General features: G+C 56.1%; 30 protein-coding genes and 2 tRNA genes. 17 read left to right on the top strand and 15 right to left on the bottom strand.

Annotated features, from left to right (window positions below; all coding sequences use genetic code 11):
• Positions 1 to 12 precede the first annotated feature (12 nt).
• The 3 genes from nemA to rnt all read left to right on the top strand — a co-directional run bounded on the left by nemA (position 13) and on the right by rnt (position 2384).
• Positions 13 to 1110 carry an N-ethylmaleimide reductase gene (nemA, locus tag ACWHWP_RS09775; protein WP_447855473.1) on the top strand — a complete coding sequence of 366 codons (1098 nt, stop codon included), beginning with the start codon at positions 13 to 15 and terminating at the stop codon, positions 1108 to 1110.
• Between the two features lie 101 nt (positions 1111 to 1211).
• The gene (gene gloA / locus ACWHWP_RS09770; RefSeq protein WP_013096923.1) at positions 1212 to 1619 is read left to right on the top strand and encodes a lactoylglutathione lyase; all 408 of its coding nucleotides are present in this window, start codon (positions 1212 to 1214) and stop codon (positions 1617 to 1619) included.
• A 96-nt stretch (positions 1620 to 1715) separates the two neighbouring features.
• Positions 1716 to 2384, top strand: a complete 669-nt coding sequence (gene rnt / locus ACWHWP_RS09765) for a ribonuclease T (protein ID WP_059312582.1) — start codon at positions 1716 to 1718, stop codon at positions 2382 to 2384.
• A 66-nt stretch (positions 2385 to 2450) separates the two neighbouring features.
• Here the strand turns inward: rnt and grxD are convergent, their stop codons facing one another.
• Positions 2451 to 2798, bottom strand: coding sequence for a monothiol glutaredoxin 4 (gene grxD, locus ACWHWP_RS09760; protein ID WP_003832760.1), 348 nt, complete (start codon positions 2796 to 2798; stop codon positions 2451 to 2453).
• A 338-nt stretch (positions 2799 to 3136) separates the two neighbouring features.
• On the opposite strand from grxD, the gene ACWHWP_RS09755 reads away from it, so the two are divergent.
• Both ACWHWP_RS09755 and sodB read left to right on the top strand, forming a co-directional pair.
• Positions 3137 to 3910 carry a C40 family peptidase gene (locus tag ACWHWP_RS09755; protein WP_447855472.1) on the top strand — a complete coding sequence of 258 codons (774 nt, stop codon included), beginning with the start codon at positions 3137 to 3139 and terminating at the stop codon, positions 3908 to 3910.
• A gap of 122 nt (positions 3911 to 4032) precedes the next feature.
• On the top strand, positions 4033 to 4614 hold the full coding sequence (gene sodB, locus ACWHWP_RS09750) for a superoxide dismutase [Fe] (protein WP_047348801.1): 582 nt from the start codon (positions 4033 to 4035) through the stop codon (positions 4612 to 4614).
• 38 nt (positions 4615 to 4652) lie between these two features.
• On the opposite strand, the gene ACWHWP_RS09745 is transcribed toward sodB, so the two are convergent.
• Entirely contained in the window at positions 4653 to 5819 is a 1167-nt protein-coding gene (locus tag ACWHWP_RS09745) for an MFS transporter (RefSeq protein ID WP_047348802.1), read from the bottom strand.
• Positions 5820 to 5982: 163 nt separating this feature from the next.
• The gene (gene cydH, locus ACWHWP_RS09740) at positions 5983 to 6072 is read right to left on the bottom strand and encodes a cytochrome bd-I oxidase subunit CydH (RefSeq protein WP_020688313.1); all 90 of its coding nucleotides are present in this window, start codon (positions 6070 to 6072) and stop codon (positions 5983 to 5985) included.
• 297 nt (positions 6073 to 6369) lie between these two features.
• Here cydH and purR point away from each other — a divergent pair, with 297 nt between their 5' ends.
• Positions 6370 to 7395 carry an HTH-type transcriptional repressor PurR gene (gene purR / locus ACWHWP_RS09735; protein WP_047348803.1) on the top strand — a complete coding sequence of 342 codons (1026 nt, stop codon included), beginning with the start codon at positions 6370 to 6372 and terminating at the stop codon, positions 7393 to 7395.
• A 17-nt stretch (positions 7396 to 7412) separates the two neighbouring features.
• On the opposite strand, the gene punR is transcribed toward purR, so the two are convergent.
• Positions 7413 to 8324 carry a DNA-binding transcriptional activator PunR gene (punR, locus tag ACWHWP_RS09730; protein ID WP_059312062.1) on the bottom strand — a complete coding sequence of 304 codons (912 nt, stop codon included), beginning with the start codon at positions 8322 to 8324 and terminating at the stop codon, positions 7413 to 7415.
• A 115-nt stretch (positions 8325 to 8439) separates the two neighbouring features.
• Between punR and punC the strand changes: the two genes are divergently transcribed.
• Positions 8440 to 9639, top strand: a complete 1200-nt coding sequence (punC, locus tag ACWHWP_RS09725; protein WP_059312063.1) for a purine nucleoside transporter PunC — start codon at positions 8440 to 8442, stop codon at positions 9637 to 9639.
• Positions 9640 to 9937: 298 nt separating this feature from the next.
• Positions 9938 to 11086: a cyclopropane fatty acyl phospholipid synthase gene (gene cfa / locus ACWHWP_RS09720; protein WP_447855471.1), complete on the top strand. Its 1149-nt coding sequence runs from the start codon at positions 9938 to 9940 to the stop codon at positions 11084 to 11086.
• Between the two features lie 30 nt (positions 11087 to 11116).
• On the opposite strand, the gene ACWHWP_RS09715 is transcribed toward cfa, so the two are convergent.
• Positions 11117 to 11758 (bottom strand): riboflavin synthase subunit alpha, encoded by a 642-nt coding sequence (locus ACWHWP_RS09715; protein WP_447855470.1) that lies wholly within the window; start codon positions 11756 to 11758, stop codon positions 11117 to 11119.
• A gap of 225 nt (positions 11759 to 11983) precedes the next feature.
• On the opposite strand from ACWHWP_RS09715, the gene mdtK reads away from it, so the two are divergent.
• The 4 genes from mdtK (at position 11984) to ACWHWP_RS09695 (ending at position 15382) form a co-directional block, all read left to right on the top strand.
• Positions 11984 to 13357 (top strand): MdtK family multidrug efflux MATE transporter, encoded by a 1374-nt coding sequence (mdtK, locus tag ACWHWP_RS09710; protein WP_059312066.1) that lies wholly within the window; start codon positions 11984 to 11986, stop codon positions 13355 to 13357.
• Positions 13358 to 13510: 153 nt separating this feature from the next.
• Positions 13511 to 13587 (top strand) — tRNA-Val (locus tag ACWHWP_RS09705).
• A 4-nt stretch (positions 13588 to 13591) separates the two neighbouring features.
• Positions 13592 to 13668: transfer RNA gene (locus ACWHWP_RS09700), tRNA-Val, on the top strand.
• A 118-nt stretch (positions 13669 to 13786) separates the two neighbouring features.
• Complete coding sequence (locus ACWHWP_RS09695) at positions 13787 to 15382, top strand: FAD-NAD(P)-binding protein (protein ID WP_447855468.1); 1596 nt, start codon at positions 13787 to 13789, stop codon at positions 15380 to 15382.
• Positions 15383 to 15410: 28 nt separating this feature from the next.
• Here the strand turns inward: ACWHWP_RS09695 and ACWHWP_RS09690 are convergent, their stop codons facing one another.
• Complete coding sequence (locus ACWHWP_RS09690; RefSeq protein ID WP_047348810.1) at positions 15411 to 16046, bottom strand: carbonic anhydrase; 636 nt, start codon at positions 16044 to 16046, stop codon at positions 15411 to 15413.
• A gap of 72 nt (positions 16047 to 16118) precedes the next feature.
• On the bottom strand, positions 16119 to 16901 hold the full coding sequence (locus ACWHWP_RS09685) for an MBL fold metallo-hydrolase (protein ID WP_447855467.1): 783 nt from the start codon (positions 16899 to 16901) through the stop codon (positions 16119 to 16121).
• Between the two features lie 125 nt (positions 16902 to 17026).
• On the opposite strand from ACWHWP_RS09685, the gene ACWHWP_RS09680 reads away from it, so the two are divergent.
• A complete protein-coding gene (locus ACWHWP_RS09680; RefSeq protein WP_003857665.1) occupies positions 17027 to 17167 on the top strand; it encodes a hypothetical protein in 141 nt (46 codons plus the stop codon).
• 35 nt (positions 17168 to 17202) lie between these two features.
• Here ACWHWP_RS09680 and ACWHWP_RS09675 read toward each other — a convergent pair whose 3' ends face one another.
• The 4 genes from ACWHWP_RS09675 to ACWHWP_RS09660 form a co-directional block, all read right to left on the bottom strand.
• Positions 17203 to 17682, bottom strand: coding sequence for a GlcG/HbpS family heme-binding protein (locus tag ACWHWP_RS09675; protein ID WP_447855466.1), 480 nt, complete (start codon positions 17680 to 17682; stop codon positions 17203 to 17205).
• Positions 17683 to 17772: 90 nt separating this feature from the next.
• Positions 17773 to 18384 (bottom strand): response regulator transcription factor, encoded by a 612-nt coding sequence (locus ACWHWP_RS09670; protein WP_447855465.1) that lies wholly within the window; start codon positions 18382 to 18384, stop codon positions 17773 to 17775.
• Positions 18377 to 19702 (bottom strand): sensor histidine kinase, encoded by a 1326-nt coding sequence (locus tag ACWHWP_RS09665; RefSeq protein WP_447855464.1) that lies wholly within the window; start codon positions 19700 to 19702, stop codon positions 18377 to 18379. The genes ACWHWP_RS09670 and ACWHWP_RS09665 overlap by 8 nt, the downstream gene beginning before the upstream one ends.
• A gap of 107 nt (positions 19703 to 19809) precedes the next feature.
• On the bottom strand, positions 19810 to 19977 hold the full coding sequence (locus ACWHWP_RS09660) for a hypothetical protein (protein ID WP_014831607.1): 168 nt from the start codon (positions 19975 to 19977) through the stop codon (positions 19810 to 19812).
• Positions 19978 to 20222: 245 nt separating this feature from the next.
• Here ACWHWP_RS09660 and ACWHWP_RS09655 point away from each other — a divergent pair, with 245 nt between their 5' ends.
• Genes ACWHWP_RS09655 through ACWHWP_RS09640 form a run of 4 tightly spaced genes read left to right on the top strand, consistent with a single transcriptional unit; the run spans position 20223 to position 23316 of the window.
• The gene (locus ACWHWP_RS09655; RefSeq protein ID WP_447856655.1) at positions 20223 to 21053 is read left to right on the top strand and encodes an ABC transporter substrate-binding protein; all 831 of its coding nucleotides are present in this window, start codon (positions 20223 to 20225) and stop codon (positions 21051 to 21053) included.
• Between the two features lies 1 nt (position 21054).
• Positions 21055 to 21870 (top strand): amino acid ABC transporter ATP-binding protein, encoded by an 816-nt coding sequence (locus tag ACWHWP_RS09650; RefSeq protein ID WP_059312072.1) that lies wholly within the window; start codon positions 21055 to 21057, stop codon positions 21868 to 21870.
• The gene (locus ACWHWP_RS09645; protein WP_447855462.1) at positions 21870 to 22646 is read left to right on the top strand and encodes an amino acid ABC transporter permease; all 777 of its coding nucleotides are present in this window, start codon (positions 21870 to 21872) and stop codon (positions 22644 to 22646) included. The genes ACWHWP_RS09650 and ACWHWP_RS09645 overlap by 1 nt, the downstream gene beginning before the upstream one ends.
• Complete coding sequence (locus tag ACWHWP_RS09640; RefSeq protein WP_059312074.1) at positions 22630 to 23316, top strand: amino acid ABC transporter permease; 687 nt, start codon at positions 22630 to 22632, stop codon at positions 23314 to 23316. Before ACWHWP_RS09645 ends, ACWHWP_RS09640 begins: the two co-directional genes overlap by 17 nt.
• On the opposite strand, the gene fumD is transcribed toward ACWHWP_RS09640, so the two are convergent.
• The 4 genes from fumD to ACWHWP_RS09620 all read right to left on the bottom strand — a co-directional run bounded on the left by fumD (position 23297) and on the right by ACWHWP_RS09620 (position 26136).
• Complete coding sequence (gene fumD, locus ACWHWP_RS09635) at positions 23297 to 23506, bottom strand: fumarate hydratase FumD (protein ID WP_008500615.1); 210 nt, start codon at positions 23504 to 23506, stop codon at positions 23297 to 23299. The genes ACWHWP_RS09640 and fumD overlap by 20 nt on opposite strands.
• A 110-nt stretch (positions 23507 to 23616) precedes the next feature.
• Positions 23617 to 24429: a MetQ/NlpA family ABC transporter substrate-binding protein gene (locus ACWHWP_RS09630; protein WP_008500616.1), complete on the bottom strand. Its 813-nt coding sequence runs from the start codon at positions 24427 to 24429 to the stop codon at positions 23617 to 23619.
• A gap of 23 nt (positions 24430 to 24452) precedes the next feature.
• Positions 24453 to 25121, bottom strand: a complete 669-nt coding sequence (locus ACWHWP_RS09625) for a methionine ABC transporter permease (protein ID WP_047348818.1) — start codon at positions 25119 to 25121, stop codon at positions 24453 to 24455.
• Entirely contained in the window at positions 25114 to 26136 is a 1023-nt protein-coding gene (locus tag ACWHWP_RS09620) for a methionine ABC transporter ATP-binding protein (RefSeq protein ID WP_063956022.1), read from the bottom strand. Before ACWHWP_RS09620 ends, ACWHWP_RS09625 begins: the two co-directional genes overlap by 8 nt.
• Positions 26137 to 26313: the final 177 nt, after the last annotated feature.

The following is a 26313-nucleotide window of genomic DNA, read 5'->3' as shown; positions in this document are numbered from 1 at the left end:
TCAGGAGTCTTTATGTCAGCTGAAAAACTCTTTACCCCCTTGAAAGTGGGTGCCGTCACGGCGCCAAACCGCGTGTTCATGGCTCCGCTTACCCGTCTGCGCAGCATTGAGCCGGGCGACATCCCAACCACACTGATGGGTGAATACTACCGTCAGCGCGCCAGCTCTGGCCTGATCATTACCGAAGCCACGCAGATTTCTGCTCAGGCTAAGGGTTACGCGGGTGCACCGGGTCTTCACAGCCCGGAACAGATTGCCGCATGGCAGAAAATCACCGCTGGCGTTCACGCTGAAGAGGGTCGTATTGCGGTCCAGCTGTGGCATACCGGTCGTATCTCTCACAGCAGCATTCAGCCCGGCGGCCAGGCTCCAGTCTCCGCTTCGGCCCTGAGCGCCAATACCCGTACTTCCCTGCGTGATGAAAACGGTAATGCGATCCGCGTGGATACCTCTATGCCACGCGCCCTTGAGCTGGACGAAATCCCGGGCATCGTTAACGACTTCCGTCAGGCCGTGGCCAACGCGCGCGAAGCCGGCTTTGACCTGGTTGAGCTGCACTCCGCGCATGGCTATCTGCTGCACCAGTTCCTGTCACCGTCCTCTAACCACCGCACCGACCAGTACGGCGGCAGCGTCGAAAACCGTGCCCGCCTGGTGCTGGAAGTGGTTGACGCCGTTTGCCAGGAGTGGAGCCCGGACCGTATCGGCATTCGCGTTTCCCCAATCGGTTCTTTCCAGAACGTTGACAATGGCCCGAATGAAGAAGCCGACGCGCTCTATCTGATTGAAGAGCTGGCGAAACGCGGTATTGCGTATCTGCACATGTCCGAGCCGGACTGGGCCGGCGGTAAACCTTACACTGAAGCGTTCCGTCAGAAAGTGCGTGAGCGCTTCCACGGCGTGATCATCGGTGCGGGGGCCTATACCCCTGAGAAAGCCGAAGATCTGATTAATAAAGGGCTGATCGATGCCGTCGCGTTTGGCCGCGACTACATCGCCAACCCGGATCTGGTTGCCCGTCTGCAGCAAAAAGCGGCACTGAACCCGCAGCGTCCGGAAAGCTTCTACGGCGGCGGCGCGGAAGGCTACACCGACTACCCTTCTCTGTAATCTCGCCATTGTTCATTGATAGCGGCGACACTTCGCCGCTATACTAAAACATCGTTTCTGTTCAAAAAAAACAGTCTGTTCCACAGGTTAATGAGGAAATTATGCGCCTACTTCACACCATGCTGCGCGTTGGCGATCTGCAACGTTCGATTGATTTCTACACTAACGTACTGGGTATGAAACTGCTGCGCACCAGCGAAAACCCGGAATACAAATACTCGCTGGCGTTCGTGGGCTACGGCCCGGAAACGGATGAGGCGGTTATCGAGCTGACCTACAACTGGGGCGTAGACAGCTACGAGCTGGGCACGGCATACGGCCACATCGCGCTGGAAGTGGACAACGCGGCTGAAGCCTGTGAACGCATTCGCAGCAACGGCGGTAACGTTACGCGCGAAGCGGGTCCGGTAAAAGGTGGCACCACCGTGATTGCGTTCGTGGAAGATCCGGACGGTTATAAAATCGAGCTGATTGAAGCCAAAGACGCCGGTCGCGGTCTGGGCAACTGATCCCTCAGGGCGCAACGTGCGCCCGTAGTTTTACTGCATCACCCGCCAAAATTTGCCATAATGCGCTCTGCTTTTTCCCCCATGTAAGAGACCCTGATGTCCGATAACGCTCAATTTAGCGGTCTGTGCGACCGTTTTCGTGGTTTTTATCCCGTTGTCATTGATGTAGAAACAGCCGGATTTAACGCTAAAACCGATGCGCTGCTCGAAATTGCCGCCATCACGCTGAAGATGGATGAACAGGGCTGGCTTACACCGGACACCACGCTGCATTTCCACGTTGAACCTTTCGAAGGGGCAAACTTACAGCCGGAAGCACTGGCGTTTAACGGTATCGACCCGCACAACCCGCTGCGCGGTGCGGTCAGTGAATATGATGCGCTGCACGCCATTTTTAAAATGGTGCGTAAAGGCATGAAAGAGAGCAACTGCAGCCGCGCCATCATGGTGGCCCATAACGCCACCTTCGATCACAGCTTTACCATGGCCGCCGCGGAGCGCGCGTCGCTCAAGCGAAACCCCTTCCATCCTTTTGTGACCTTCGACACCGCCGCACTGAGCGGCCTGGCGCTGGGACAAACGGTGTTATCTAAAGCCTGCATCACGGCCGGGATTGAGTTTGACGGCACGCAGGCCCACTCCGCTCTGTATGACACGGAGCGCACAGCAGAGCTGTTCTGTGAGATTGTCAACCGCTGGAAGCGCCTGGGCGGCTGGCCGCTGCCGATGGGTGATGAGGCCGATCGCCAATCACAGGTCGGGTAAGCGCTGCGCCACCTGGCAAAAAAAAAGCGACCACATAGCGGGTCGCTTTTTTATTTCCGCAGAAAATTACTCTGCGTCCGGCTCTTCAGTTTTGTACTTAGCCGCCGTCTCTTTGATCAGCTGCTGCAGTTCGCCGCGCTGATACATTTCAATCAGGATATCGCAACCGCCAACCAGTTCGCCGTCTACCCACAGCTGTGGGAAAGTCGGCCAGTTCGCGTATTTAGGCAGCTCAGCGCGGATGTCCGGGTTCTGCAGGATATCAACGTAAGCAAAACGCTCACCACAGGCTGACAGCGCCTGAACCGCTTGCGCGGAGAAGCCGCAGCTTGGCAGCTTCGGAGAACCTTTCATATACAGCAGAATCGGGTTTTCAGCGATCTGGCGCTGGATTTTTTCAATAGTGGTGCTCATGTCTTGCTTCCTTTAACTTCTGTTACGGCATTCGTCTGACATTGTAGCGGTTCAGACTGGCATCGGAAAATAACATTTTTGTCACGTTTATACATTCTACCCCGAGTCACGAAAAGTTGCATTGCAAATGGTGTTTAACCCTGCGGCAGTCAGGGTTTTGCTTAGGGAATGGGCAAATGTGCGACAGAACGATGAATTTTTTTGCACTTGCTAACGAAACACGATTGTAGATTGAAAAATGCTATTAACTTTCTGGGTTTTTATGGATTAGAATCGACGGGCTTTGTAAATCACACGCGGGTATTATTGATGACCTGCATTTATCAGGGGACTGCCCAGTGGCGCGGATAAATAAAATCTCGATCACGCTCTGTGCTTTACTGTTTACATCACTCACTTTCACGCCAGTGGCAAACGCCTCTCAGCAGGCGCGGCATTCTGCCGTACAAAAAAACCATCTGGTGAAAACCACAGAACGTAAGAAAAAAATCACCGCTAAGAACGACAAGAAAAAAACAGCCACACAGACTAAAAAGACCGCTTCCAGCAAGACGAAAACAAAATCTTCCCGCACTGCCCACACCGCCAAAAGCAAAGCTTCGCAAACCGCCGCCAACCTCGTTACTGAAAAATGCATCACGCGCAAAGGCCACAAGGCGAAGTGCACAAAGGTCTCGAAAATAGCGGAAGTGCATAAAGTGCGCGTACAGAAAGCGCAGAAAACCGCGATGAACAAGCTGATGGGGCAGATTGGAAAACCTTATCACTGGGGTGGCAGTTCGCCACGTACCGGTTTTGACTGCAGCGGCCTCGTCTATTACGCCTATAAAGATCTGGTCAAGTTCCGCATTCCTCGCACCGCCAATGAGATGTACCACCTGCGCGATGCTTCCCCGGTTGACCGTGGAGAGCTGGAAAACGGCGATCTGGTGTTCTTCCGCACTCAGGGCCGCGGCACGGCTGACCACGTTGGCGTTTATGTCGGCAACGGAAAATTCATCCAGTCACCGCGTAGCGGCCAGGATATTCAGATCACCTCTCTCAGTGAAGACTACTGGGTACGTCACTACGTCGGCGCGCGTCGCGTGATGACGCCGAAAACCATTCGCTAACCCCTGCCCTGCCACGCCCGTGGCAGGGTAAGTTCCTCTTTTGCATACCCTTTCAATTTGCTATCCTGTCCCTGTTGTCTGTGTGGTTATTGGCAACGCAAAATACAATAAGGAGAGAAGCAATGTCGTTCGAATTACCTGCACTACCGTATGCAAAAGACGCCCTGGCACCGCACATTTCTGCGGAAACCCTGGAATATCATTACGGCAAGCATCACCAGACGTACGTCACCAACCTGAACAACCTGATCAAGGGCACCGATTTCGAAGGCAAAACGCTGGAAGAGATCGTCCGCAGCTCAGAGGGTGGCGTATTTAACAACGCCGCTCAAGTGTGGAATCACACCTTCTACTGGCACTGCCTGGCACCGAATGCCGGTGGTGAGCCTGCCGGTGAACTGGCTGCCGCCATCAACGCCGCATTTGGCAGCTTCGCGGATTTCAAAGCGAAGTTCACCGATGCCGCGATCAAGAACTTCGGCTCTGGCTGGACGTGGCTGGTCAAAGAAGCTGATGGCAAACTGGCTATCGTTTCAACGTCTAACGCGGGCACCCCGCTGACCACCAGCGCTAAGCCGCTGATGACCGTAGACGTTTGGGAACACGCTTACTACATTGATTACCGTAACGCGCGTCCTAACTACCTGGAGCACTTCTGGGCGCTGGTTAACTGGGACTTTGTGGCGAAGAACTTCGCCGCGTAAGAGACACGCAGAAGGGCTCGCCCTTCTGCGTTTTTGGTTTATTCAGCAGCGCAGGCTGCTTCCGGCTGTTTACGACCCGACATCATCACCAGCAGCAGGCCGAGGGCGGCAATGATTGCCCCCATCACCGGCACAAAGCTGTACCCCAGCCCCCCTGAAATCACGGCCCCACCGGCCGCCGCACCGAGTGCATTGCCCAGGTTGAAGGCACCAATATTGACCGAAGATGAGAGACCCGGCGCTTCATGCGCGACACGCATCACGCGCATCTGCAGCGGTGGAACCACGGCAAAGGTTGCGGCACCCCAGACGACCATCGCAATGGCGGCCCCATACTCATTACGCGCCAGCCACGGAATGGCGATCATGATGACAATCAGCAGGGTTAAGAAGCCCTTCAGCGTCCCGCTCACGGAACGGTCGGCAAATTTCCCACCCAGATAGTTGCCAATCGAGAAGCCCACGCCAATCAGCACCAGCATTGCGGTAACAAAGAGAGGCGTCGCGTGGGTGATGTCATGCAACACCGGCGAAATGTAGGTGTAAAGGGTGAACATCGCCCCTGCCCCCAGGACGGTGGTAAGCAGCGCGGAGAGCACCTGCGGGCGCATCAGCACCGAAAGCTCTCTGCGCACGTCAGGACGTTCCCCCGCGCTGCCTTTTGGCAAGGAGAAGAACAGCGCCACCATGGCAATCACGCCTAGCCCGGCGGTCGCCAGGAAGGACATACGCCAGCCGATCGCTTCACCCAGCCAGGTCGCCGCAGGCACCCCGCCAATGTTGGCAATCGTCAGGCCCATAAACATGGTTGCCACGGCGCTCGCCTGCTTGTGTTTTGGCACCACGCTTGCCGCCACGACCGACCCCAGCCCAAAGAACGCGCCGTGGTTAAGGCTGGTCAGAATGCGTGACAGCATCAGCGTGGTGTAGTCCGGCGCAATGGCGGAAAGCACGTTGCCCAGGGTGAAAATCGCCATCAGGAAAATCAGCGCATTGCGGCGCGCGCGGTGCGAAAGGAGAAGCGTCATCAGCGGCGCGCCTACCATCACGCCGATTGCGTAGGCGCTGATTAACATGCCTGCAGCAGGGATCGAGACGTCCACGCCCCGGGCAATAACAGGCAGTAACCCCATCGGGGAGAATTCAGTGGTGCCAATCCCAAAAGCGCCAATCGCCAGGGCCAGCAGGGGAAAATTGATTTTCATGCGTCAACTCCGGATGCCGTGTCATGTGGTGACACAGAACAAAGAAGCCGAAAGCATGACATCAATCACAAAAAATGAGAAGTTAACAAAATGGCAAAAGATTTTTGCATGAGAAGTAACAATTGGGGCGATCGGGAGGGAGAACGCTCTCCCTCCGCGTAAATCAGTGCAGCGCAGCCGTCAGACCGGCAGCGACAATCAGAGCCAGCACAATAACGGTGGTGAACAGCGAAAACTTCAGATCGGAACTCATCAATTTTTCTCCTTTTAATCCCCCCACGAAAAGTGAGCCTGCTCATTTTTGCACAGTTTACGTCAAAAATCTTCCTGGATTTAAACTGATAAACACTTTACCTCTTCCCCTTTTCATCAAGATAGGACAAAATTCCACGCTAAATTTATTAGCGTACCGGCCATTGACCCCCTCCTGACGTCCCGTGTCGTTTTCCCGGCGTGCCGCAACTTAACATTGCGAAATAAGGGTGAGAGAAGGCAAACGTTTACCTTCAGGTTTTTCAGGAGCTTAGGATATGGTCTGGAGTGACATTTAATGGCAACAATTAAAGACGTAGCAAAACGCGCAAACGTTTCCACTACAACCGTATCACATGTTATTAACAAAACCCGCTTCGTGGCGGAAGAGACGCGCAATGCCGTCTGGGCCGCGATCAAAGAGCTGCACTATTCGCCAAGTGCGGTTGCGCGAAGCCTCAAGGTTAATCACACCAAATCTATTGGATTGCTGGCCACCAGCAGTGAAGCGGCCTATTTTGCCGAGATCATTGAAGCGGTTGAGAAAAACTGCTTCCAGAAAGGCTATACCCTGATTCTGGGCAACGCGTGGAACAGCATTGAAAAACAGCGCGCCTACCTGTCGATGATGGCGCAAAAGCGCGTTGATGGCCTGCTGGTGATGTGTTCCGAGTATCCGGAGTCCGTGCTGTCCATGCTCGAAGAGTATCGCCATATTCCGATGGTGGTGATGGACTGGGGCGAAGCGCGCGCGGACTTCACCGATTCCGTTATCGATAACGCCTTTGAAGGCGGCTATATGGCCGGTCGTTACCTGATCGAACGCGGTCACCGCGAGATTGGCGTGATCCCGGGTCCGCTGGAGCGCAACACCGGCGCGGGCCGTCTGGCCGGCTTCATGAAAGCAATGGAAGAAGCGCTGATCAACGTGCCGGAAAACTGGATCGTGCAGGGCGACTTTGAGCCGGAGTCGGGCTACCGCGCTATGCAGCAGATCGTCTCCCAGCAGCATCGTCCGACCGCCGTGTTCTGCGGGGGCGACATCATGGCGATGGGCGCGCTCTGCGCCGCCGATGAGCTGGGCCTGCGCGTACCGCAGGATATTTCCGTGATCGGGTATGATAACGTGCGTAACGCGCGCTACTTTACGCCAGCGTTGACCACCATTCACCAGCCGAAAGATTCGCTGGGCGAAACGGCCTTCAATATGCTGATGGACAGGATCGTCAACAAGCGCGAAGAGTCGCAGTCCATTGAAGTTCACCCGCGCCTTATCGAACGCCGTTCCGTTGCGGATGGTCCGTTCCGCGACTACCGTCGTTAATCGCTCTACGGGGCCAGCTACGCTGGCTCCCGTAACCACTCTCGGTTGAGCGTTTCGCTGTCTCCCAGATAATCCAGAAGCCAGTCCATGGCGGGTGAGACGTCATTTTGCTGCCAGGTGAGGCAGCAGGCCGCATCCGGGAAGGGATTCTCCAGCGTCAGTTCAACCCATTCTCCGGTATCGATTTTTGGGCGCGCAAAGTGCACGGGCACCATCGCGACGCACAGCCCGGCGCTGAGGCACGTCGCCGACGATTCCCAGTCAGGGGCCACCACCCGCCGCTGGTTATCCAGAAGCCAGGTGATACGCTTGGGTAATGAACGGGAGGTATCCTCCAGCACCAGTGAAGGCCAGTTGCGTAGCGTATCGTCGCTCAACGGCCCTTCCATTGCCGCCAGCGGATGATCGCGTGCCACCACGCACTTCCAGCTCAGCATGCCCATATCGCGAAAGGCGTAACGTCCCCCGACCGGGATCGCCTGCGTGGCCCCAATCGCCATCTCTGCCCTGCCGTCCGCCAGCGCATCCCAGACGCCGTTGAACACCTCCTGCGAGACCCGCAGCTCCACGTCAGAAAAATGCCGATAGAAATCGACGATCATTTGCCGGGTGCGTTCCGGCTTAACGATGTTATCCACCGCGATGGATAGATGTCCCCGCCAGCCGTTGGCGATCTGCTGACACTGTTCGCGGGTGATCTGCATTTTTTTGATAACAGAACGCCCTTCCTTCAAAAACCACGCGCCTGCGGGCGTTAATTCCACGTCGCGATGGCGCCGCTCAAACAGCGGCACCGCCAGCCACTCTTCGAGCTGACGCACGGTGTAGCTGATAGCCGAAGGGACGCGGTGCAGCTCCTGCGCCGCACCGCTAAAGCTGCCGTTACGCGCGACAGCATCGACCACTTCAAGAGAATAATCTGACCACATTTTCTGCCTGCAAAATTTTTGAATGCACCCGCCAAATATTAGCGTTTCACAAGCGGCTTTGCACTCCCTACACTCAGCGCCAACGTACACCTGCCTCCTTAAGGAGAATAAAATAATGCAACCCAGGAAAGGTTTTTTAGTCTGGCTCGGCGGCTTAAGCGTGCTGGGCTTTTTGGCCACCGATATGTACCTGCCGGCTTTCGCCGCTATGCAGGAAGATCTGCAGACGCCTGCCGCGGCCATCAGCGCCAGCCTGAGTTTGTTCCTCGCCGGTTTTGCTTTCGCACAGCTGCTCTGGGGACCGCTCTCGGATCGCTTTGGTCGTAAACCGGTATTGCTGCTGGGTCTGGCCATTTTTGCCGTTGGCTGTCTGGGGATGCTATGGGTACGCGACGCCACCTGGCTGCTGGTGCTGCGCTTTATTCAGGCCGTGGGCGTCTGTGCCGCTGCCGTCACCTGGCAGGCGCTGGTTACCGACTACTACCCGGCTAACCGCACAAACCGTATTTTCGCCACCATTATGCCGCTCGTGGGACTCTCGCCAGCCCTTGCTCCGCTGCTGGGCAGCTGGATCCTCGCGCATTTTGACTGGCAGGCCATTTTTGCCACGCTGTTTGCCATCACGCTGGTACTAATGCTGCCGGCGTTTGCCCTCAAGCCCGCGCATAAAAAAGAGGCGCATGCTGACGCGAAGCCAATCACCTTCACTTCCCTGCTCGGCACCAAAGCGTATCGCGGCAATGTCCTGATCTATGCCGCCTGCTCGGCGAGCTTCTTCGCGTGGCTCACCGGCTCGCCGTTTATTCTGCACGATATGGGATACAGCCCGGCAGCCATCGGGCTGAGCTACGTTCCGCAGACCATCGCGTTCCTGGTGGGCGGATACGGCTGTCGCGCAGCGCTGCAAAAGTGGGAAGGTCAGCAGATGCTGCCATGGCTGCTGGTGCTGTATGCCCTGAGCGTTATCGGGACCTGGGCCGTTGGCTTTATTCCGGGCGCCGGTCTGGCTGAAATTTTGATTCCATTCTGCGTGATGGCCGTCGCGAACGGGGCGATTTACCCTATCGTCGTAGCGCAGGCGCTCCGTCCGTTCCCGCAGGCGACAGGACGCGCCGCCGCGCTGCAGAACACCCTGCAGCTGGGTTTGTGCTTCCTGGCAAGCCTGGTGGTCTCCGCGCTGATTGCTACGCCGCTTCTGACCACCACCAGCGTGATGCTGGTGACCGTTGCGCTGGCGGTTATAGGCTATCGCATGCAGGCCTCCGCGCAGCGTGAGCAGGATAACCGCGCTCAGGTTGAAACGTCACATGCGTAATTGCGCCAGAAATCATGTTAATTTTCAGTGATTAGGTTGCTAAGAATTTTCTATTGAATCACCAAATTTTGAGGCCTATACTAAATTTGGTTCGATTAAATACGATAAATATTAAGCGTTAACGGGAGCCGGAGTGCTCCCGTTTTACCATGGAAGGCATTTTCGGCAAGGGTTATCTCCCTTCCTCTGTTCTACGTCGGATACTAGCCTCGCGGTATTTACCGTGAGATTTCTCACAAACCAAAAAAGCGTCTACGCTGTTTTAAGGTTCTGATCACAGTAGGGTGATGGAGAAGCTATGAGTTCATCGTGTATAGAAGAAGTCAGCGTTCCGGATGATAACTGGTCCCGGATCGTCAGTGAACTGTTGGGTCGTGCAGGCATCACTATCAACGGATCTTCGCCATCCGATCCCCAGGTCAAACATCCCGACTTTTTTAAACGCGTGTTGCGTGAGGGATCGTTAGGACTGGGAGAAAGCTATATGGACGGCTGGTGGGAGTGCGAACGGCTGGATATCTTTTTCGCCAGCGTTTTGCGTGCCGGTCTGGAAAATCAACTCCCCCGCAACCTGAAAGACACCCTTCGTGTCGCCTCTGCCCGACTGTTTAATCTGCAAAGTAAAAAACGCGCGTGGATCGTCGGCAAAGAACACTACGATCTTGGCAACGACCTGTTCAACCGCATGCTTGACCCTTTCATGCAGTACTCCTGCGCCTACTGGAAAGACGCGTCGACGCTTGAAGAGGCTCAGCAGGCTAAGCTGCGTCTGATTAGCGAGAAACTGCAGCTACAGCCCGGAATGCGCGTGCTGGATATTGGCTGCGGCTGGGGCGGGCTGGCGTACTTTATGGCGAAGCACTATGGCGTCAGCGTGGTCGGCGTCACGATTTCAGCGGAACAGCAAAAAATGGCGCGGGAACGCTGCCAGGGTCTCGATGTGGATATCCGGCTGCAGGATTACCGTGACCTGAACGAACAGTTCGATCGTATCGTTTCCGTGGGTATGTTCGAGCACGTTGGGCCGAAAAACTACAACACCTACTTTGAGGTGGTGGACCGTAATTTAAAGCCGGACGGCATCTTCCTGCTGCACACTATCGGCTCTAAGCGGACCGACAATAACGTTGACCCGTGGATCAACAAATACATCTTTCCGAACGGCTGTTTACCGTCCGTTCGCCAGATTGCCAACGCCAGTGAATCCCATTTCGTTATGGAGGACTGGCATAACTTTGGCGCCGATTACGACACCACGCTGATGGCATGGCATGCGCGTTTTCAGGAGGCCTGGCCAGAGATTGCGGACAACTATTCTGAACGATTCAAACGGATGTTTAGCTATTATCTGAATGCCTGTGCGGGCGCGTTTCGCGCGCGGGATATTCAGCTCTGGCAGGTGGTTTTCAGCCGTGGGATTGAACACGGATTGCGTGTCGCACGCTAAAAAATAACCCCGGAAATCCGGGGTTGTTTTTTATTCTTCTTCGACGGCCTTTATTATTGCGGCTTCTTTTGCTGCCAGCACGCGTTCAACCGTATCGACCACCGCCTGGGTTTGCGGATCGATTTCGATATTCACGCGATGCCCCAGTTTTTTCGCACCCAGCGTGGTGCGCTGCAGCGTTTCAGGAATTAAGTGCACGCAAAAACGCGTTGGCGTTACTTCCCCCACCGTCAGGCTAATCCCATCGATGCCAATAAATCCTTTATAGAGGATGTATTTCATTAATGAAGGATCCTGCATTTTGAACCAGATTTGACGGTTATTTTCCGAGGTGACGATTTTCGCCACTTCCGCGGTGGTCATGATGTGCCCGGACATCAGATGGCCGCCAATCTCATCGCTGAACTTCGCCGCCCGCTCAACGTTGACGGTATCCCCCACCGCCAGCTCGCCCAGGTTGGTGATGCGCAGCGTCTCTTTCATTAAATCAAAGCTGATCTGGCTGCCGTTAATTTCGGTTACTGTCAGGCAGCAGCCGTTGTGGGCAATCGACGCGCCGGTTTCGATGCCCTCAAGCATATATTCCGGCAGCTCGACAACATGAGTACGGAAATTAGGTTTTTCATCAATGGACACCACTTTGGCGGTGCCCTGCACAATACCAGTAAACATGCTTACAACTCCTGTTTTTTCCGGACGGTGGTGACACCGTTTAATCCCACCACAATAACAGTTGGAAAAACAGGTTGCCAGCGGAGCGCATTTACTGGCGATTTTTTCACTAGATAAATAGCTAAAGCCCGCTACAATAGCTGGCACCCCCCTGCATTTTCTTCTTGCTGCCCGTTTCGGCGGCTTTTTTAGTCTCTCAAATAACTACAAAATAAAGGTGTTCACGTGCAGAAGTACATGAATGAAGCGCGCCAGTTATTGGCACTGGCTATACCAGTGATCATCGCGCAAGTGGCCCAGACCGCAATGGGATTTGTGGATACGGTAATGGCAGGTGGCTACAGCGCCACCGATATGGCGGCCGTGGCTATCGGCACGTCAATCTGGCTTCCGGCCATCCTGTTCGGCCACGGTCTGCTGCTCGCGCTCACGCCTGTTATCGCTCAGCTCAACGGCTCGGGGCGTCGCGAACGCATTGCCCATCAGGTCCGTCAGGGCTTCTGGCTGGCAGGGTTTGTCTCCGTGCTGATTATGGTCGTGCTCTGGAACGCGGGCCATATCATTCGCGCTATGCATAATATTGACCCGGCACTGGCTGATAAAGCCGTGGGCTATCTGCGTGCCCTGCTCTGGGGTGCGCCTGGCTACCTCTTTTTCCAGGTGGCGCGTAACCAGTGTGAAGGCCTGGCGAAAACCAAGCCTGGGATGGTTATGGGCTTTATTGGTTTGCTGGTTAATATTCCGGTTAACTATGTCTTTATTTACGGCCACTTCGGGATGCCGGAGCTTGGCGGCGTCGGCTGCGGCGTGGCGACGGCTGCCGTTTACTGGGTGATGTTCTTCTCCATGCTCACCTTCGTGAAGCGCGCCCGTTCAATGCGCGATATTCGTAACGAGAACAGATTTAGCACTCCGGACTGGAACATCATGACCCGTCTGGTGCAGTTAGGGTTACCGATTGCCCTGGCACTGTTCTTTGAGGTAACCCTGTTTGCCGTGGTTGCCCTGCTGGTCTCCCCGCTGGGTATCGTGAACGTGGCCGGGCACCAGATTGCGCTGAACTTCAGTTCCCTGATGTTCGTCCTGCCGATGTCGCTGGCGGCGGCAGTGACCATTCGCGTGGGCTTCCGCCTGGGACAAGGCTCTACGCTGGATGCGCAAACGGCCGCCCGGACCGGGCTGGGCGTCGGCGTCTGCATGGCCATCTGCACGGCGCTTTTTACCGTTGCGCTGCGCGAGCAGATTGCCCTGCTCTATAACGACAGTCCGGAAGTGGTCGCGCTGGCCTCGCACCTGATGCTGCTGGCCGCTATATACCAGATCTCGGACTCCATCCAGGTAATTGGCAGCGGCGTGCTGCGCGGATATAAAGACACGCGTTCGATCTTCTTTATCACCTTCATCGCCTACTGGGTGCTGGGACTGCCGACTGGCTACATACTGGCCCTGACCGATCTGGTGGTTGAACGCATGGGTCCGGCTGGGTTCTGGATGGGCTTTATCATCGGCCTGACGTCGGCGGCGATTATGATGATGATGCGAATGCGCTTCCTGCAGCGCCAGCCGTCAACGGTCATTTTGCAACGCGCTGCACGTTAAATACGCAGTAGCCGCCAGCCGGCGGCTACTTTCTCTTCACTTTGCGCGGTAATAAAGCAATCGCGTGAAATCAGAGAGAAAAATGCATTTTCCCTCTTGCCTCATTGGGGCTGTGCCGCTAATATTCGTCCCCGTTGTCACCGACAACACGTTGCGTTCATAGCTCAGTTGGTTAGAGCACCACCTTGACATGGTGGGGGTCGTTGGTTCGAGTCCAATTGAACGCACCATTCTGCGTCCGTAGCTCAGTTGGTTAGAGCACCACCTTGACATGGTGGGGGTCGGTGGTTCGAGTCCACTCGGACGCACCATTTCAGTCCTGAAATGGTGCAAATCCTCTTCTGATATCCTGAATTTTCCTAATCCCTCATTTTCATTACTGTTCTCCTGCTACGCTTTCCTCATGGAAAAAAGAGAGGAAAACCGTCGATGAAGAAAATCGCCATTATCGGTTCCGGCCCTACAGGGATTTACACCTTTTACGCACTGCTTAAAAACCCCCAGCCGCTTTCGGTCTCCGTCTTTGAACAGGCTGAGGAAGCGGGCGTGGGTATGCCCTACAACGACGACGATAACTCTCGTCTGATGCTGGCGAACATCGCCAGCATTGAAATCCCGCCACTGTTTATGACCTATCTCGACTGGCTCAAGGGCCAGAGCGACGCCCATCTGGCGCGTTTTAACGTTGATAAAGCCCGTTTGCATGACAGGCAGTTCCTGCCCCGACTCCTGCTCGGTGAGTATTTTCGCGACAGCTTTCGCTCAATCGTTGAAGAGGCTAAAAAGCGGGGGTTTCAGGTTGATATCCATGAATCCGCCCGCGTGACCGACATCATGCCCTTGGAGGCCGGCGTCACGCTTGCAGTCAACGACAGTGCCTTTCCTGAACCCTTTGACCTTGCGGTTATCGCCACCGGACACGTCTGGCCAGACGAGGACGAAGCCACCCGTGCGTTCTTCCCAAGCCCGTGGTCCGGGCTGATGGACGCCAGCATTCCTCCGTGCCGCGTTGGTATCATGGGAACATCGCTAAGCGGTCTCGACGCGGCCATGGCGGTAGTGATGCAGCACGGTGCGTTTCGCGACGATAAATTCGTGCTTGATAAAGGCAGCGAGGCATTAAACATTGTCCTGATGTCCCGAACGGGCATTCTGCCTGAAGCCGATTTTTACTGCCCTATCCCTTACGAACCATTATCGGTATTAACCGAACGCGCGGCTGAAAGCGAGATTGCTAAAGGATCGGATGGCCTGCTTGACCGCATCTTCGCCCTGATGGTGAAAGAGCTTCAGCTCGCTGACCCGGCGTGGTGTGAGAAAATGTCTCTGCACAGGCTGACTGCGGACAGCATTCGCGAGGCCTGGTTTGAGGATCGTAAACGGCACGGCCCCTTTACCTGGGCGCAAGAGAATCTCAACGAGGTTGAGCGGAACAAACGCGAACGGCGCACCGTGGCCTGGCGCTATACCGTGCTTCGGCTGCATGAGGTGGTTCAGGAGATCGTGCCCCATCTTAGCGAACAGGACGCGAAACGCTTCAAGCAGGGGCTGGCCCGGGTATTTATCGACAACTACGCGGCCATTCCTCCGCAGTCTATCCGCAGGCTTCTTGCACTTCGCGAAGCCGGCATCATTAGCGTGGCTGCGCTCGGCGACGATTACACGCTTGACGTTGGCAGCGACCGGACGGTGATAACCACTCAAGAGAGGGTTTACCGTTTCGACGTGTTTATTGACGCGCGCGGACAAAAGCCGCTCAAAACGAAAGATCTGCCCTTCCCGACGCTGCGCAGACAGCTGGAAACAACGGGCGAAGAGATACCCGACATCGGTGAGGATTACACCTTAAAAGCGCCTGACACCGTTCGCGGACGCATCGCCTTCGGCGCGATACCGTGGCTGATGCACGATCGTCCCTTCGTTCAGGGGCTGGCGGAGTGCGCTGAGATTGCAGAGGCGATGGCGAAGGCGGCAGAAAAACCCGCGTCGGGGTTACGGCGAAGATTGCCGTACAGCGAGAACTGACAGGGCGTCCATGCCCTGCTGGTGCTGATTACTCGAAGTAGACTTCCGGGTTTTCAGACAGGGAGACGAAGGTTTTCGTCGCTTTATCCAGCGCAAGTATTTTGCCGCTTTCAATGTCGTACACCCAGCCGTGCAGGCGGATGGAGTTATTGCGCAGGCCCACCGCAACGGACGGATGGGTCTTAATGTTGCTCAGCTGCGCAAACACGTTCTCCTGCACCATCGCATTGACCTTATCGATCGGCTTATCCCAGGTTTTCTTCTCCACCACGGCTTTTGCCGCGTCGGAATAGCGCAGCCAGTGCGACACAGCCGGCATGGGCTCCAGATTCGCGTTATCGGCAATCGCCTTCATCGCCCCGCAGTTGGAGTGTCCGCAAATCACGATATCCGTGACGCCCAGTGCCACAACGGCGTATTCGATAGTGGCAGACACGCCGCCAGGCTCCGGCCCGAAAGGCGGCACGATGTTGCCAGCATTACGAATGACAAAGAGTTGTCCCGGCTCTTGCTGGGTGACCAGCTCCGGGACCAGGCGGCTGTCGGAGCAAGAGATGAACAGCGCTTTGGGATTCTGGCTGGACGCTAAACTGCGGAAGAGTTCTTTACGTTGCGGGAAAATCTCTTTTTGAAAGCTGAGAAAACCTTCAATGATATGTTGCATAGCAATGTCTCTTTTATCTGTTTTAGTTTAGGCATGATCGAGATCACACTCGTAAAGTTTACCCATCGTGGTTTACTTCAGACAAGCAATATATTTCTGGCCCGACCGCTGCACGATCTCGTCCGCACTGGCCTGGATGTTCTGCCCCTCGAACGCGCCGTACAGGCGTGCAAACGTTTTGCCTTCCAGATGACTGACAACAGACGCCACGGTGCGAGCCGGCAGCGGAAGATAATTCGGATAGCTCCACATAAACGAAACAGCGTCTTTGCCGGGCGTGACCTGCAGGATATCCCCCACCAGCAATACCCCTTCCCCCTCCTGCCAGTGCAGTACCGTTCCGCCGGCAAAATGCCCGCCGAGACGCAGCAGGGTGACCGACGGGAAGATCTCCAGCGCATCCCCCTGCCAGAAATGAATGGCCGGGCTGTCGCGCATGACCCACTCTCTGTCGCTGGCATGCAGATACACCGGTGCATCAAACGCCGCGGCCCACTCCTGCATGGTGGTGTAATAGTGCGGATGCGAAATCGCAATCGCGCTGATGCCGCCGAGCGCGGTGATGAGCGTTTTAGTGGCGGGGTCGAGGTTGGCAATACAGTCCCAGAGAATATTGCCGTGGGGCGTTTGCAGGAGCAGCGCCCGCTGGTTGATAGCAAACGCGGGGACCGTTTTAATAGCGAACAGCCGCGGCTCCAGCTGCTGCCATTTGTTGCTATGCGTGGCGGTTACGTTGTCGAAATCCGTCCATGCCTGGCCCGTAGCGGGCACATACTGGCGTTCATCCTCGCAAATCGGGCACCTGTCCGGCGGGGCGTCATAGGCGGTTCCGCAGGTTTTACAGAGTGTAATCATGGGCTCTCCTCAGCAATAAAGCACTGAGTATGGCAGGGATTATCGTTATGTGCTGCGAGGTACATTGCCGGCTTTTTTTGCCCTATACTGTGCCAGAATCACATACTGAACAGAGCAGGTGCCACATGGAAATTGATCTCGATAACTTAGTCTTTAACGGTCTGGATGAAGCCGAAGAGCGTAATGCGGAACGTCTGGACGATGCGGATAAAAAAGCGCAGGCGATTGTCGCCGACGACGACTGCGGCGATGCCTGCAAGATCTGATAAAAAAGCACCGGGAAACCGGTGCTTTTTTTGTGTTACTTTTTGAGCCCGTCAATGGCTACCTGCGCGCAGGCTTCATCAAGATGACCGCCCGGCGCGCCGCCGATACCGATCGCCCCGATCGTCTCATCGCCCTCTTTCACCGGCAGGCCACCCGCCAGCAGCAGGAAGCCCGGAATATCACGCATGTTTTGCGCACCGGCGTTGCTCTGCGCCGCTTCCATCACTTTGCCTGACGCATTCTTTGCGCTGAGCGCCGTCCAGGCTTTCATCTCACTGGCTTTAACCGTGTGCGGGCCGGCATTGTCCGTACGCTGTACCGCTTTTACCACGCCTGCACGGTCAACCACGGTGACCGTCACCTGATAATTTTTTGCCGTACACGCCTGAATAGCGGACGTCGCCAGCGCGTTCGCCTGGGCCAGTGAGAGATTCTTTTGACTCAACGTATCGGCCTGCGCCGCCAGGCTCAGGCTACCTGCGGCCAGTGCCGCAACTATCATTAATTTTTTCATCGCACGTCCTCGCGTGTTGGTAGACAGAGCAGAGGTTACTCAGCCGCGCGATAAAAGGTAATTCGGTTGATTACGCACTCATCCTGGTAGTTATACGGATTGCAATTTGTCGTATTCCCGGATCGCCTGGACCAGGCTGCTGACGCCAAGCTTGGTAAACGCCGCCGCGCGGTGCGCTTCCACCGTTCGCGGCGAGAGGTTCAGCCGTGCAGCCGCCTCCTTGTTGCTGAGCCCTTTCATCAGTTCGCCCAGCACTTCATGTTCCCGGGCGGTCAGCTGTGCGAAACGCGCCTTAACCCGGGACGTTTCCTGCCAGTCGGCAAAGCGGCGCTGGCTTTCTCCGAAGGCCTGACCCACCGTTTCGATAAGCTTGTCGGCATCCAGCGGCTTGGTGAAAAACTCAAAGACGCCGTTATGGAATGCCCGACGGCAGGCGTCAACGGTGCCGTGTCCGGTCATGATAATCACCGGCAGCAGGGGCCAGGGCCAGCTGCCCTCTTCAAGCCAGGCGAGTCCGCCTTTGCCCGGCATACGCATGTCCAGCAGCATACAGCCCACCAGCGCCGTATCCCCAGCATGGGCAGCGATAAAGGCATCGACGCTTTCAAACGTTTTTACCGGCCAGCCCATCCCCGAAAGCAAAAACGCCATCGACTCTCTGATGGATTCATCATCATCAATCAGCCAGACTGTTTTATCCATGCTTCGCCTCCTTTCCGTGCGCCAGCTGTAGTCGGATCTGCGCCCCGCCCTGTGGGGCGTTACCCAGCGTAATCGAGCCATTCATACGCGTCATCAATGACTCCGTTAAGGTCATCCCCAGACCGATACCCACTTCTCTGCCGCTGTAAAACGGCATGAAGGCATTCTGCAACGCCTCGGGGCTAAAGCCCGGGCCGCCGTCGGTGACGACGATCAGGACGCCGCTCTCGTTCTTTTGACTCTCAATTTTTACCCAACCGGCAGTGTCCGGCTGCTGGGCCTGAATGGCGTTGCTGAGCAGGTTATGCAGCACCTGTTCCAGCCAGAGAGGGTCAGCCAGCACCGTCGTTGCTTCCGGGGCAAACGCATGGCTGACCGTAATATGTTCGGCCCTGCGCTCGTGCTCCAGCAGGTTCACCACCTGCAGCCAGCAGTGCACCAGATCGGTTTCCCGCAGGATCACCTTCTCCTGCACAACGTGCTCGCGAAAACGGGTCAGCAAGGCGCTAATACGCTGCGTTTGCGTCAGTGCGGCCGCCAGCGCTTGCGACACGGCCTGCCCATTGTCCTGCTGCAGCTGGCGCTGCGCGCCCTGGATCCACGTCTGCGCCGCGGTAAGGGGCTGGTTTATCTCATGCACAATTCCAGCGGTGATCTCCCCCAGGGTATTAAGCCTGGCGTGCTGATAATAGAGCGCCCTTTGCTCGGCCTCTTTCCGCGCTTTACGCTGCCAGAGCACCACGCTCGCCAGCGCAACCACAATCCCCCATGCAATGAAAAGTAAGGGATAAATAAACGCGTTAACGCCGAGCCAGGCCGGCTGTGAATCGGCCTCCAGCGTAAAAGGTTGAGTATGCTGCGGGAAGGTGCGTTGCCAGTGCCAGAAAGCATCAGGCGCCTGCTCGTCGCCGTTCGGCTTAAAGCGGATCCCGAGGTGATTGAAAGGATGATGGGCGTTCAGGATCGGGCCGAGGTCTACCAGCACGCGGATTTGACGCCAGGGGTTGTAAAGCCAGTACCGCATCTCGTGGGCAGGCTCAACCCGCTGCGCATTAAGCGCCCGTCCGGTGGTCTTTTCCAGGGCAAGCAACTGGGGGAATTTTTTGCGCAGGGCGGCAATATCTTCATCGCCGTTCAGAAGCGGCAGTACAGATTCATTTTGCGTCAGTACCGCGCTTAGTTCAGCAAAGAGTACCGCGAACTCACGATCGCGCTCCCAGAACTGGCGGCGGATTTGTTCGGCGTAGAGCAGCACGCCGCTGATGAGGCAGACTATCGTCCAGGCAATAATACCGCGCTTGAGAAAAGGGTTCTTCATTCCGTTAACTGAGCAGACTCAACCGTCCGTCGACATTAACAGCTATCCGGGGTCAGAACAAAATCCAGCACACCTCGTTCCAGTACATTTCGCGCGTGCGGCGCAATTCAGCGTGACGTTTTATCATGGAACCACTCCGGGTCAATGTTGGCTACGTCTACGCCATACAGGCTGGCGACAGGCAGGATTGACTCAAGAACACGTTGCGCGCTGTTCTCCGCATTCACTGGTCGGGTCGCAAAAAACCGCCGTAACGTGCTGATCCATTTTTTCATTGTCTCTACCTCTCTCGCTTAACCTGTCCTCAGTTAAACACCCAATTTCCACCCAAGGGAAATACCAAAATCCACTGTCGATGTGCAGGATTTGCAAATAGCGCCCCGTTCTTTTCACTCTTCATTAACACCTTGTTCACTAATGCTTTTTTGCTAATAACAAAGAACGATTTCTTATTTGGCGATAGCTTTCGCTTATGGGAGCGTAGCGGGGTAAAACAAAAACAACGGGATGGCGAATGACTATGGCAGCAAATATGAAAGGGTTTACAAAACGGACACTGGTTCTGGGATTGCTGGCGGCCGGGAGCCTGCTTTCAGCGCAGGCGCAGGCCGATCAGCTGGCGGATATTAAGGCCGCAGGGGTGGTAAAAGTGGCCACCTTTGACGCCAACCCGCCGTTTGGCTCCATTGATGCAAAAACGCACGAGATCGTGGGCTACGACGTGGATTTCGCCAACGCGCTGGCAAAATCGCTCGGCGTGAAGCTTGAACTGGTTGCCACCAATCCGGCCAACCGCATTCCGCTGCTGCAGTCCGGCAAAGCGGACCTGATCGTGGCGGATATCACCATCACCCCGGAACGCGCGCAGGTGATTGATTTCTCGACGCCTTACTTTGTCACCGGCCAGCAGTTCCTGGTTCCGGTAAAATCCCCGGACAAGCTTGATGACTACAGCCGGGCGCGTATTGGCGCGGTAAAAGGCACAACGGGTGAACAGGCGCTGCACCAGCGTTTCCCGCAGTCCCGCGTGCTCTCGTATGACGACATTCCGCTGGCGCTGACGGCGCTGCGCAACGGCAACGTGCAGACCATTACCCAGGACAGCACCATTCTGGCCGGTCTGCTGGCGCAGGCGCCGGACAAAGCGAACTTCAAAATTCTGCCCGACCTGCTGAGCAAAGAAGAGATTGGCGTCGGGGTGAAAAAAGGTGAAACGGCGCTGCTGAAAGCCGTCAACGATGAGCTGGTCAATCTCGAAAAGAACGGCCAGGCGGCAAAAATCTACGACGTCTGGTTTGGTCCAGGCACCCCTGCCCCACAGCCTCGCGCCTTTAAAATAGAAGCTAAGTAATATGCTCTCAGGTTTATTTTCACACTCCGCGGCCGGTGCCGCGGATTTTTCACATCTGGAACAGGCCAGCGTCGAGTTTCGTCATGTGGACAAACGCTACGGTGACCATCAGGTTTTAAACGACATTAACCTCACCATTACGCCCGGTGAAGTGGTGGCCATCCTCGGCCCTTCGGGCTCCGGTAAATCCACCCTGATTCGTCTGATCAACCAGCTTGAAACCCTGAGCGGCGGGGAGATTCTGGTCGACAACAAGCCTACCGGAAAGCTTTCCGGTACCGGGCTGCGCCAGCTGCGAAGCCGCGTGGGGTTTGTGTTCCAGCAGTTCAATCTTTACGCCCATCTTACCGCCAGCCAGAACATCACCCTGGCGCTGGAGCACGTTCACGGCTGGAAGCCGCAACCGGCCCGGGAGCGCGCGCTGGCCCTGCTGGAGAAGGTCGGGATGCTGGAAAAAGCCCACCATTTCCCGGCAGAACTTTCCGGTGGACAGCAGCAGCGCGTGGCGATTGCCCGCGCCCTGGCCTCTTCACCACAGATAATCCTCTTTGATGAACCCACCTCCGCGCTGGATCCGGAGATGATTGGCGAAGTGCTGTTTGTGATGAAAGCCCTCGCCCACAGCGGGATCACGATGATTGTGGTGACCCATGAGATGCAGTTCGCCCGGGAAATTGCTGACCGGGTCGTCTTTATCGACGGGGGACAAATTCTGGAAGTTGCGCCGCCGGCGCAATTTTTCAGTCGGCCCGCGCATCCGCGCGCGCAGCGGTTCCTGCAAAAGGTGCTGAACCCGCTGCATCAGGAGCATCTGTAATGCCCGCGCTCGACTGGCAGGGGGTACTGACCGGACAGCCTCTGCAGTGGATCTTCTCCGGATTTCTCACCACCCTGTGGGTGACGCTTGCGGGGGTTATGCTGGCCAGCCTGCTCGCACTGCTCTTTATGCTCCTGCGCCTTGCCGGCGGACGCGTCGGGAACGCGGTCGTCAGCGGCTGGGTATCTTTGTTTCGCAATACCCCGCTGCTGGTCCAGCTGCTGTTCTGGTATTTTGCCGCCTGGAACGGACTGCCGCAGGGGTTTCGCGACGCGGTGAACGCGGATCACAGCTGGTCAATTCTGCCCGGCGACGTCTGGTGGTTTACGCCCGAGTTCCTCTGTTCGGCCTGGGGGTTGGGCGTTTTTACCTCGGCGTTTTTAATCGAAGAAGTGGAATCGGGATTGCGTTCTGTTCCGGCCGGGCAGCGCGAGGCGGCGCTCGCCCAGGGTTTCTCCGCGTGGCGCCTGTTTCGTTACATCCTTCTGCCGCAGGGGCTGGCCAACGCCTGGCAGCCCGTTGTGGGGCAGTATCTAAATCTGATGAAGCTCTCTTCGCTCGCCAGCGGGATTGGCTTCGCCGAGCTGACCTATCAGGTCAGGCAGATTGAAAGCTATAACGCGCACGCGCTGGAGGCATTTACCCTCGGCACCGCACTCTATCTCCTGACCGGTCTGGCGATGGGGATGGTGCTGGTGCGCATCGGACCTCAAGCGAAACGTAAGCGCCCGATCGTCGTCACCTCAGGGAGTGAGAAACATGATTGCCGGACTTAATGTCATCACCGATAACCTCGACTATCTGCTGTGGGGACGCGCGGCAGCCGGTGAACCGGGTGGCGTATTGCTCTCGTTGATGATGGCGGCTGGCGCAGCGGTCATCGCCCTGCCCGGTGGAGTCGCGCTCGCGTGTCTCTCCTGGCGCTATACCGGGTTCGTGCGAAAAACCCTCTTTTTATGGGCAGAGCTGATTCGCGGTATCCCGCTTATCTTCGTGATTTTCTGGATGTGGTATCTTCTGCCGCTCATCACCGGAGGCGACCTGCCGGGGGCGCTGACCGTCACGCTGGCCCTGGCCTGGTTTACGGCGGCAACCGTCATGCACTCGGTGCTGGCCGGGCTTAACGCGCTGCCGTCCGGGCAGTACGAGGCCGCGCTGTCGCAGGGATTCAGCACCCAGCAAACGTTGTGGCGCGTGCTGCTGCCGCAGGCGCTGAGGAATATTCTGCCGTCGCTGGTGGGGATTTTTATCAGCCTGCTGAAGGATACGTCGCTGGCGTTTATCGTGAACGTTCCTGAACTGACCACGGTGGCGGGACAGGTCAACAACCGGGTGCAAATCTACCCGGCGGCCATTTTTATCTTTACGGGCGTGGTCTACTACCTGCTCTGCTGTTCGCTCGAGCAGCTTGCGAAGCGCTGGCGCATTACCCGGCCAGCGCTTTAACCACCGTTTCCATCGCTTCGGTTGTCAATTCACTGCGCTTAACGCGCTGGTTCGCCAGCGCGGTACGCAGCACCCCGGCAATGACAATATGCTTTGGCTCCTGCCCTAAATCACGCATCTCAAGCACGACCTTCCCGACCACCCGGCACATCTCCTGATACAGCGCTTCATCTTTGGTCACGTTACCCATCGTCATCACTCCATTGCCTTTTAAACGTTGAGCTTAAATGATTCTCCTGCCGGATACAAAAAAGAAGCCCGGCGAGTTCCTCGCCGGGCTTCATCTGTAAAATCAGCTAATTAGTTGTTTACTGGGATGACCGCGCCTTTGTACTTGGTGCGGATCCAGTCCTGAATCTCTTTGGAGTGCAGCACGTTCACCAGCGCGACGATGTCTTTCTTCTTCTCGTCACCGCGATGAACGGTAATGATATTGGCGTACGGGTTGTTTTCACCGCTCTCTACCGCAATCGGGTCGTGAACCGGATCCAGACCGGCGTCAATCGCGTAGTTGGCGTTAATCACCACCGCATCGCCTTCGTTGTTGTTATACATCTGCGGCAGCAGAGACGCTTCCACGTTAGGCGTGAACTTCAGCTTTTTCGGGTTCTCGACGATATCGCTGATGCGCGCGGTCACTTTGTCGATGCCCGGCTTCAGCTTGATCACGCCCTCTTTCTCGAAAATAGAGAGAATGCGCCCCTCTTCAGAAACGGCGTCACGCATGATGATCTTGCCGCCTTCCGGCAGGTCTTTCAGCGACTTGTATTTTTTGGAGTAGATGCCGATGGGCTCAATGTGGATCGCGCCCGCGCTGACAAAATCGTAGTCCTTATCGCCCGCGTGATCTTTCAGCACGCTGTTCAGGTAAGGAATGTGCTGGAAATAGTTGGCGTCGATGTCATGGCCCGCCAGCGCGGTGTTGGGCAGAATGTAGTCCTGGAAAGGTTTGATCTCCAGGTCGATACCCTGCTTCGCCAGAATCGGCTTTGCCTGCTCCAGAATTTCGGCGTGCGGCGTGTTGGACGCGCCCACGGTCAGGGTGTCGGCCCAGGAGGCGAAGCTCAGGGCGCTCAGGGTTGCAGCGGCGATCAGTGTCAGTGTCTTTTTCATGATGTGGTTCCTGTGTGTATTTATTAGCGTTTATCTAACAGAGAAGTAATGGCGTCGCCGCAGAACTGGATAATGAAAACGATGATCAGAATGGTCACCGTTGCCACCAGCGTGACGTCACCATGGTTGCGCTGGAATCCTTCCAGATAAGCCAGATTTCCCAACCCGCCGGCGCCAATCACCCCCGCCATGGCGCTGTAGCTCACCAGCGCAATCAGCGTTACCGTAATACCTGATACCAGTGCAGGTGATGATTCCGGCAGTAAAACCCGAAACACTAACGTGCTCAGTCGCGCGCCCATCGAGCGCGTCGCTTCTATCACGCCTTTATCCACTTCACGCAGGGCGATCTCCACCAGGCGTGCGTAGAACGGTGCGGCGCCTACAATCAGCGCCGGCAGTGCCGCGTTGGCGCCAAGAATGGTGCCGACGACGGTCTTGGTGAACGGGATCAGCAGGACGATCAGAATGATGAACGGAATGGAGCGGAACACGTTCACCACAATCGAAATGACGCTATAGACCGTGCGGTTGTGGAACAATCCGCCGCGCGCAGTTAAAAACAGCGCCAGGCCCAGCACGATACCCAGCACAAAGGTCGCCACGCCGGACAGTGCGGTCATGTACAGCGTCTCCAGCGTCGCCGCCCAGAGCTGATCCCACTTGAGATGCGGAAAGAGATCTTCAGCCATGTTTAATCACCTCGCCTTCAATATCGCTTTGCTTCAGGTCGGCGAGGATATTGTTCAGTTGTTCATCGGATGCCACTACCTGTACCCAGAGCTGACCAAACACGCCGTGGGCGGTTTGCGTCATTTTCCCGTGCAGGATGTTAAACGGCAGGCCGTAGCGCAGGGTAAGCTCACCCACGATCGGTTGATGCGTGCTGTGACCGGTAAAGGTGAGTCTGATGACCGTCCCTTCCAGATCGTGTGCCAGCTCGGTATTGAAGGTTTCCTCTTCGGCATACTGGCTCACCTGGCGGACAAACTGCTGCGTAATCGGCTGCTGCGGATGGGTAAAGACGCTCAGCACGTCCCCCTCTTCCACCACTTTACCGTTCTCCATCACCGCCACGCGGTCGCAGATTTTGCGCACCACGTGCATCTCGTGCGTGATCAGCACAATGGTCAGCTTGAAGCGACGGTTAATGTCCAGCAGCAGATCGAGGATCTGATCGGTAGTCTGCGGGTCGAGCGCGGAAGTGGCCTCGTCGCAAAGCAGCACGTCAGGATTATTGGCCAGCGCGCGCGCAATGCCCACGCGCTGCTTTTGCCCGCCGCTCAGCTGTGACGGGTACGCATGCTCGCGGCCTTTCAGGCCGACAAGTTCGATAAGCTCGGCCACGCGGGCCTTAATGTCGGCTTTCGGTACGCCGGCAATTTGCATGGAGAAGGCGATATTCTCACTCACCGTACGCGACCACAGCAGGTTGAAGTGCTGGAACACCATGCTGATCTTCAGACGCGCCTGGCGTAAGGCTTCGCCTTTAGCCGCGGAAATGTTCTGCCCGTTGATGGTTACGCTGCCGGTGCTGGGTTTTTCCAGGCCGTTGAGCAGGCGAATAAGCGTACTTTTACCTGCCCCGCTGTAACCGATAATCCCGTAAATCTGCCCCTGTGCTATCGTCAAATTGACGTTATCAACGGCCGTGAGTGCCACCTTTCCGTTGTCAAAAACCTTCGAAATATTGCTCAGTACAATCATTCTTATTCGTTATCCGTGCCGCCCGTGGCGGTTTAGCAGTATGGATGTCCAAACGATAGTAAACAGCCGTTATCAGCTTTTAAATGAACAAAAAAGAATGTGTTATTACTTTGGGAAATAAACAGCGGATTTACCGGGTGGGAAGCATTTAGACCAATTTCAGCAATGATTATCTGC

Source organism: Enterobacter sp. WI-ESBL-E8 (assembly GCF_053364895.1).
This window is presented reverse-complemented; position numbering and strand designations above follow the sequence as displayed.

Bases quoted from the DNA above. Each gene is read 5' to 3' on its own strand.
- nemA (WP_447855473.1), top strand. From the start codon at position 13: ATGTCAGCTGAAAAACTCTTTACCCCCTTGAAAGTGGGTGCCGTCACG.
- gloA (WP_013096923.1), top strand. From the start codon at position 1,212: ATGCGCCTACTTCACACCATGCTGCGCGTTGGCGATCTGCAACGTTCG.
- rnt (WP_059312582.1), top strand. From the start codon at position 1,716: ATGTCCGATAACGCTCAATTTAGCGGTCTGTGCGACCGTTTTCGTGGT.
- grxD (WP_003832760.1), bottom strand. From the start codon at position 2,798: ATGAGCACCACTATTGAAAAAATCCAGCGCCAGATCGCTGAAAACCCG.
- sodB (WP_047348801.1), top strand. From the start codon at position 4,033: ATGTCGTTCGAATTACCTGCACTACCGTATGCAAAAGACGCCCTGGCA.
- ACWHWP_RS09745 (WP_047348802.1), bottom strand. From the start codon at position 5,819: ATGAAAATCAATTTTCCCCTGCTGGCCCTGGCGATTGGCGCTTTTGGG.
- cydH (WP_020688313.1), bottom strand. From the start codon at position 6,072: ATGAGTTCCGATCTGAAGTTTTCGCTGTTCACCACCGTTATTGTGCTG.
- purR (WP_047348803.1), top strand. From the start codon at position 6,370: ATGGCAACAATTAAAGACGTAGCAAAACGCGCAAACGTTTCCACTACA.
- punR (WP_059312062.1), bottom strand. From the start codon at position 8,324: ATGTGGTCAGATTATTCTCTTGAAGTGGTCGATGCTGTCGCGCGTAAC.
- punC (WP_059312063.1), top strand. From the start codon at position 8,440: ATGCAACCCAGGAAAGGTTTTTTAGTCTGGCTCGGCGGCTTAAGCGTG.
- cfa (WP_447855471.1), top strand. From the start codon at position 9,938: ATGAGTTCATCGTGTATAGAAGAAGTCAGCGTTCCGGATGATAACTGG.
- ACWHWP_RS09715 (WP_447855470.1), bottom strand. From the start codon at position 11,758: ATGTTTACTGGTATTGTGCAGGGCACCGCCAAAGTGGTGTCCATTGAT.
- ACWHWP_RS09695 (WP_447855468.1), top strand. From the start codon at position 13,787: ATGAAGAAAATCGCCATTATCGGTTCCGGCCCTACAGGGATTTACACC.
- ACWHWP_RS09690 (WP_047348810.1), bottom strand. From the start codon at position 16,046: ATGCAACATATCATTGAAGGTTTTCTCAGCTTTCAAAAAGAGATTTTC.
- ACWHWP_RS09685 (WP_447855467.1), bottom strand. From the start codon at position 16,901: ATGATTACACTCTGTAAAACCTGCGGAACCGCCTATGACGCCCCGCCG.
- ACWHWP_RS09680 (WP_003857665.1), top strand. From the start codon at position 17,027: ATGGAAATTGATCTCGATAACTTAGTCTTTAACGGTCTGGATGAAGCC.
- ACWHWP_RS09675 (WP_447855466.1), bottom strand. From the start codon at position 17,682: ATGAAAAAATTAATGATAGTTGCGGCACTGGCCGCAGGTAGCCTGAGC.
- ACWHWP_RS09670 (WP_447855465.1), bottom strand. From the start codon at position 18,384: ATGGATAAAACAGTCTGGCTGATTGATGATGATGAATCCATCAGAGAG.
- ACWHWP_RS09665 (WP_447855464.1), bottom strand. From the start codon at position 19,702: ATGAAGAACCCTTTTCTCAAGCGCGGTATTATTGCCTGGACGATAGTC.
- ACWHWP_RS09660 (WP_014831607.1), bottom strand. From the start codon at position 19,977: ATGAAAAAATGGATCAGCACGTTACGGCGGTTTTTTGCGACCCGACCA.
- ACWHWP_RS09655 (WP_447856655.1), top strand. From the start codon at position 20,223: ATGGCAGCAAATATGAAAGGGTTTACAAAACGGACACTGGTTCTGGGA.
- ACWHWP_RS09650 (WP_059312072.1), top strand. From the start codon at position 21,055: ATGCTCTCAGGTTTATTTTCACACTCCGCGGCCGGTGCCGCGGATTTT.
- ACWHWP_RS09645 (WP_447855462.1), top strand. From the start codon at position 21,870: ATGCCCGCGCTCGACTGGCAGGGGGTACTGACCGGACAGCCTCTGCAG.
- ACWHWP_RS09640 (WP_059312074.1), top strand. From the start codon at position 22,630: ATGATTGCCGGACTTAATGTCATCACCGATAACCTCGACTATCTGCTG.
- fumD (WP_008500615.1), bottom strand. From the start codon at position 23,506: ATGGGTAACGTGACCAAAGATGAAGCGCTGTATCAGGAGATGTGCCGG.
- ACWHWP_RS09630 (WP_008500616.1), bottom strand. From the start codon at position 24,429: ATGAAAAAGACACTGACACTGATCGCCGCTGCAACCCTGAGCGCCCTG.
- ACWHWP_RS09625 (WP_047348818.1), bottom strand. From the start codon at position 25,121: ATGGCTGAAGATCTCTTTCCGCATCTCAAGTGGGATCAGCTCTGGGCG.
- ACWHWP_RS09620 (WP_063956022.1), bottom strand. From the start codon at position 26,136: ATGATTGTACTGAGCAATATTTCGAAGGTTTTTGACAACGGAAAGGTG.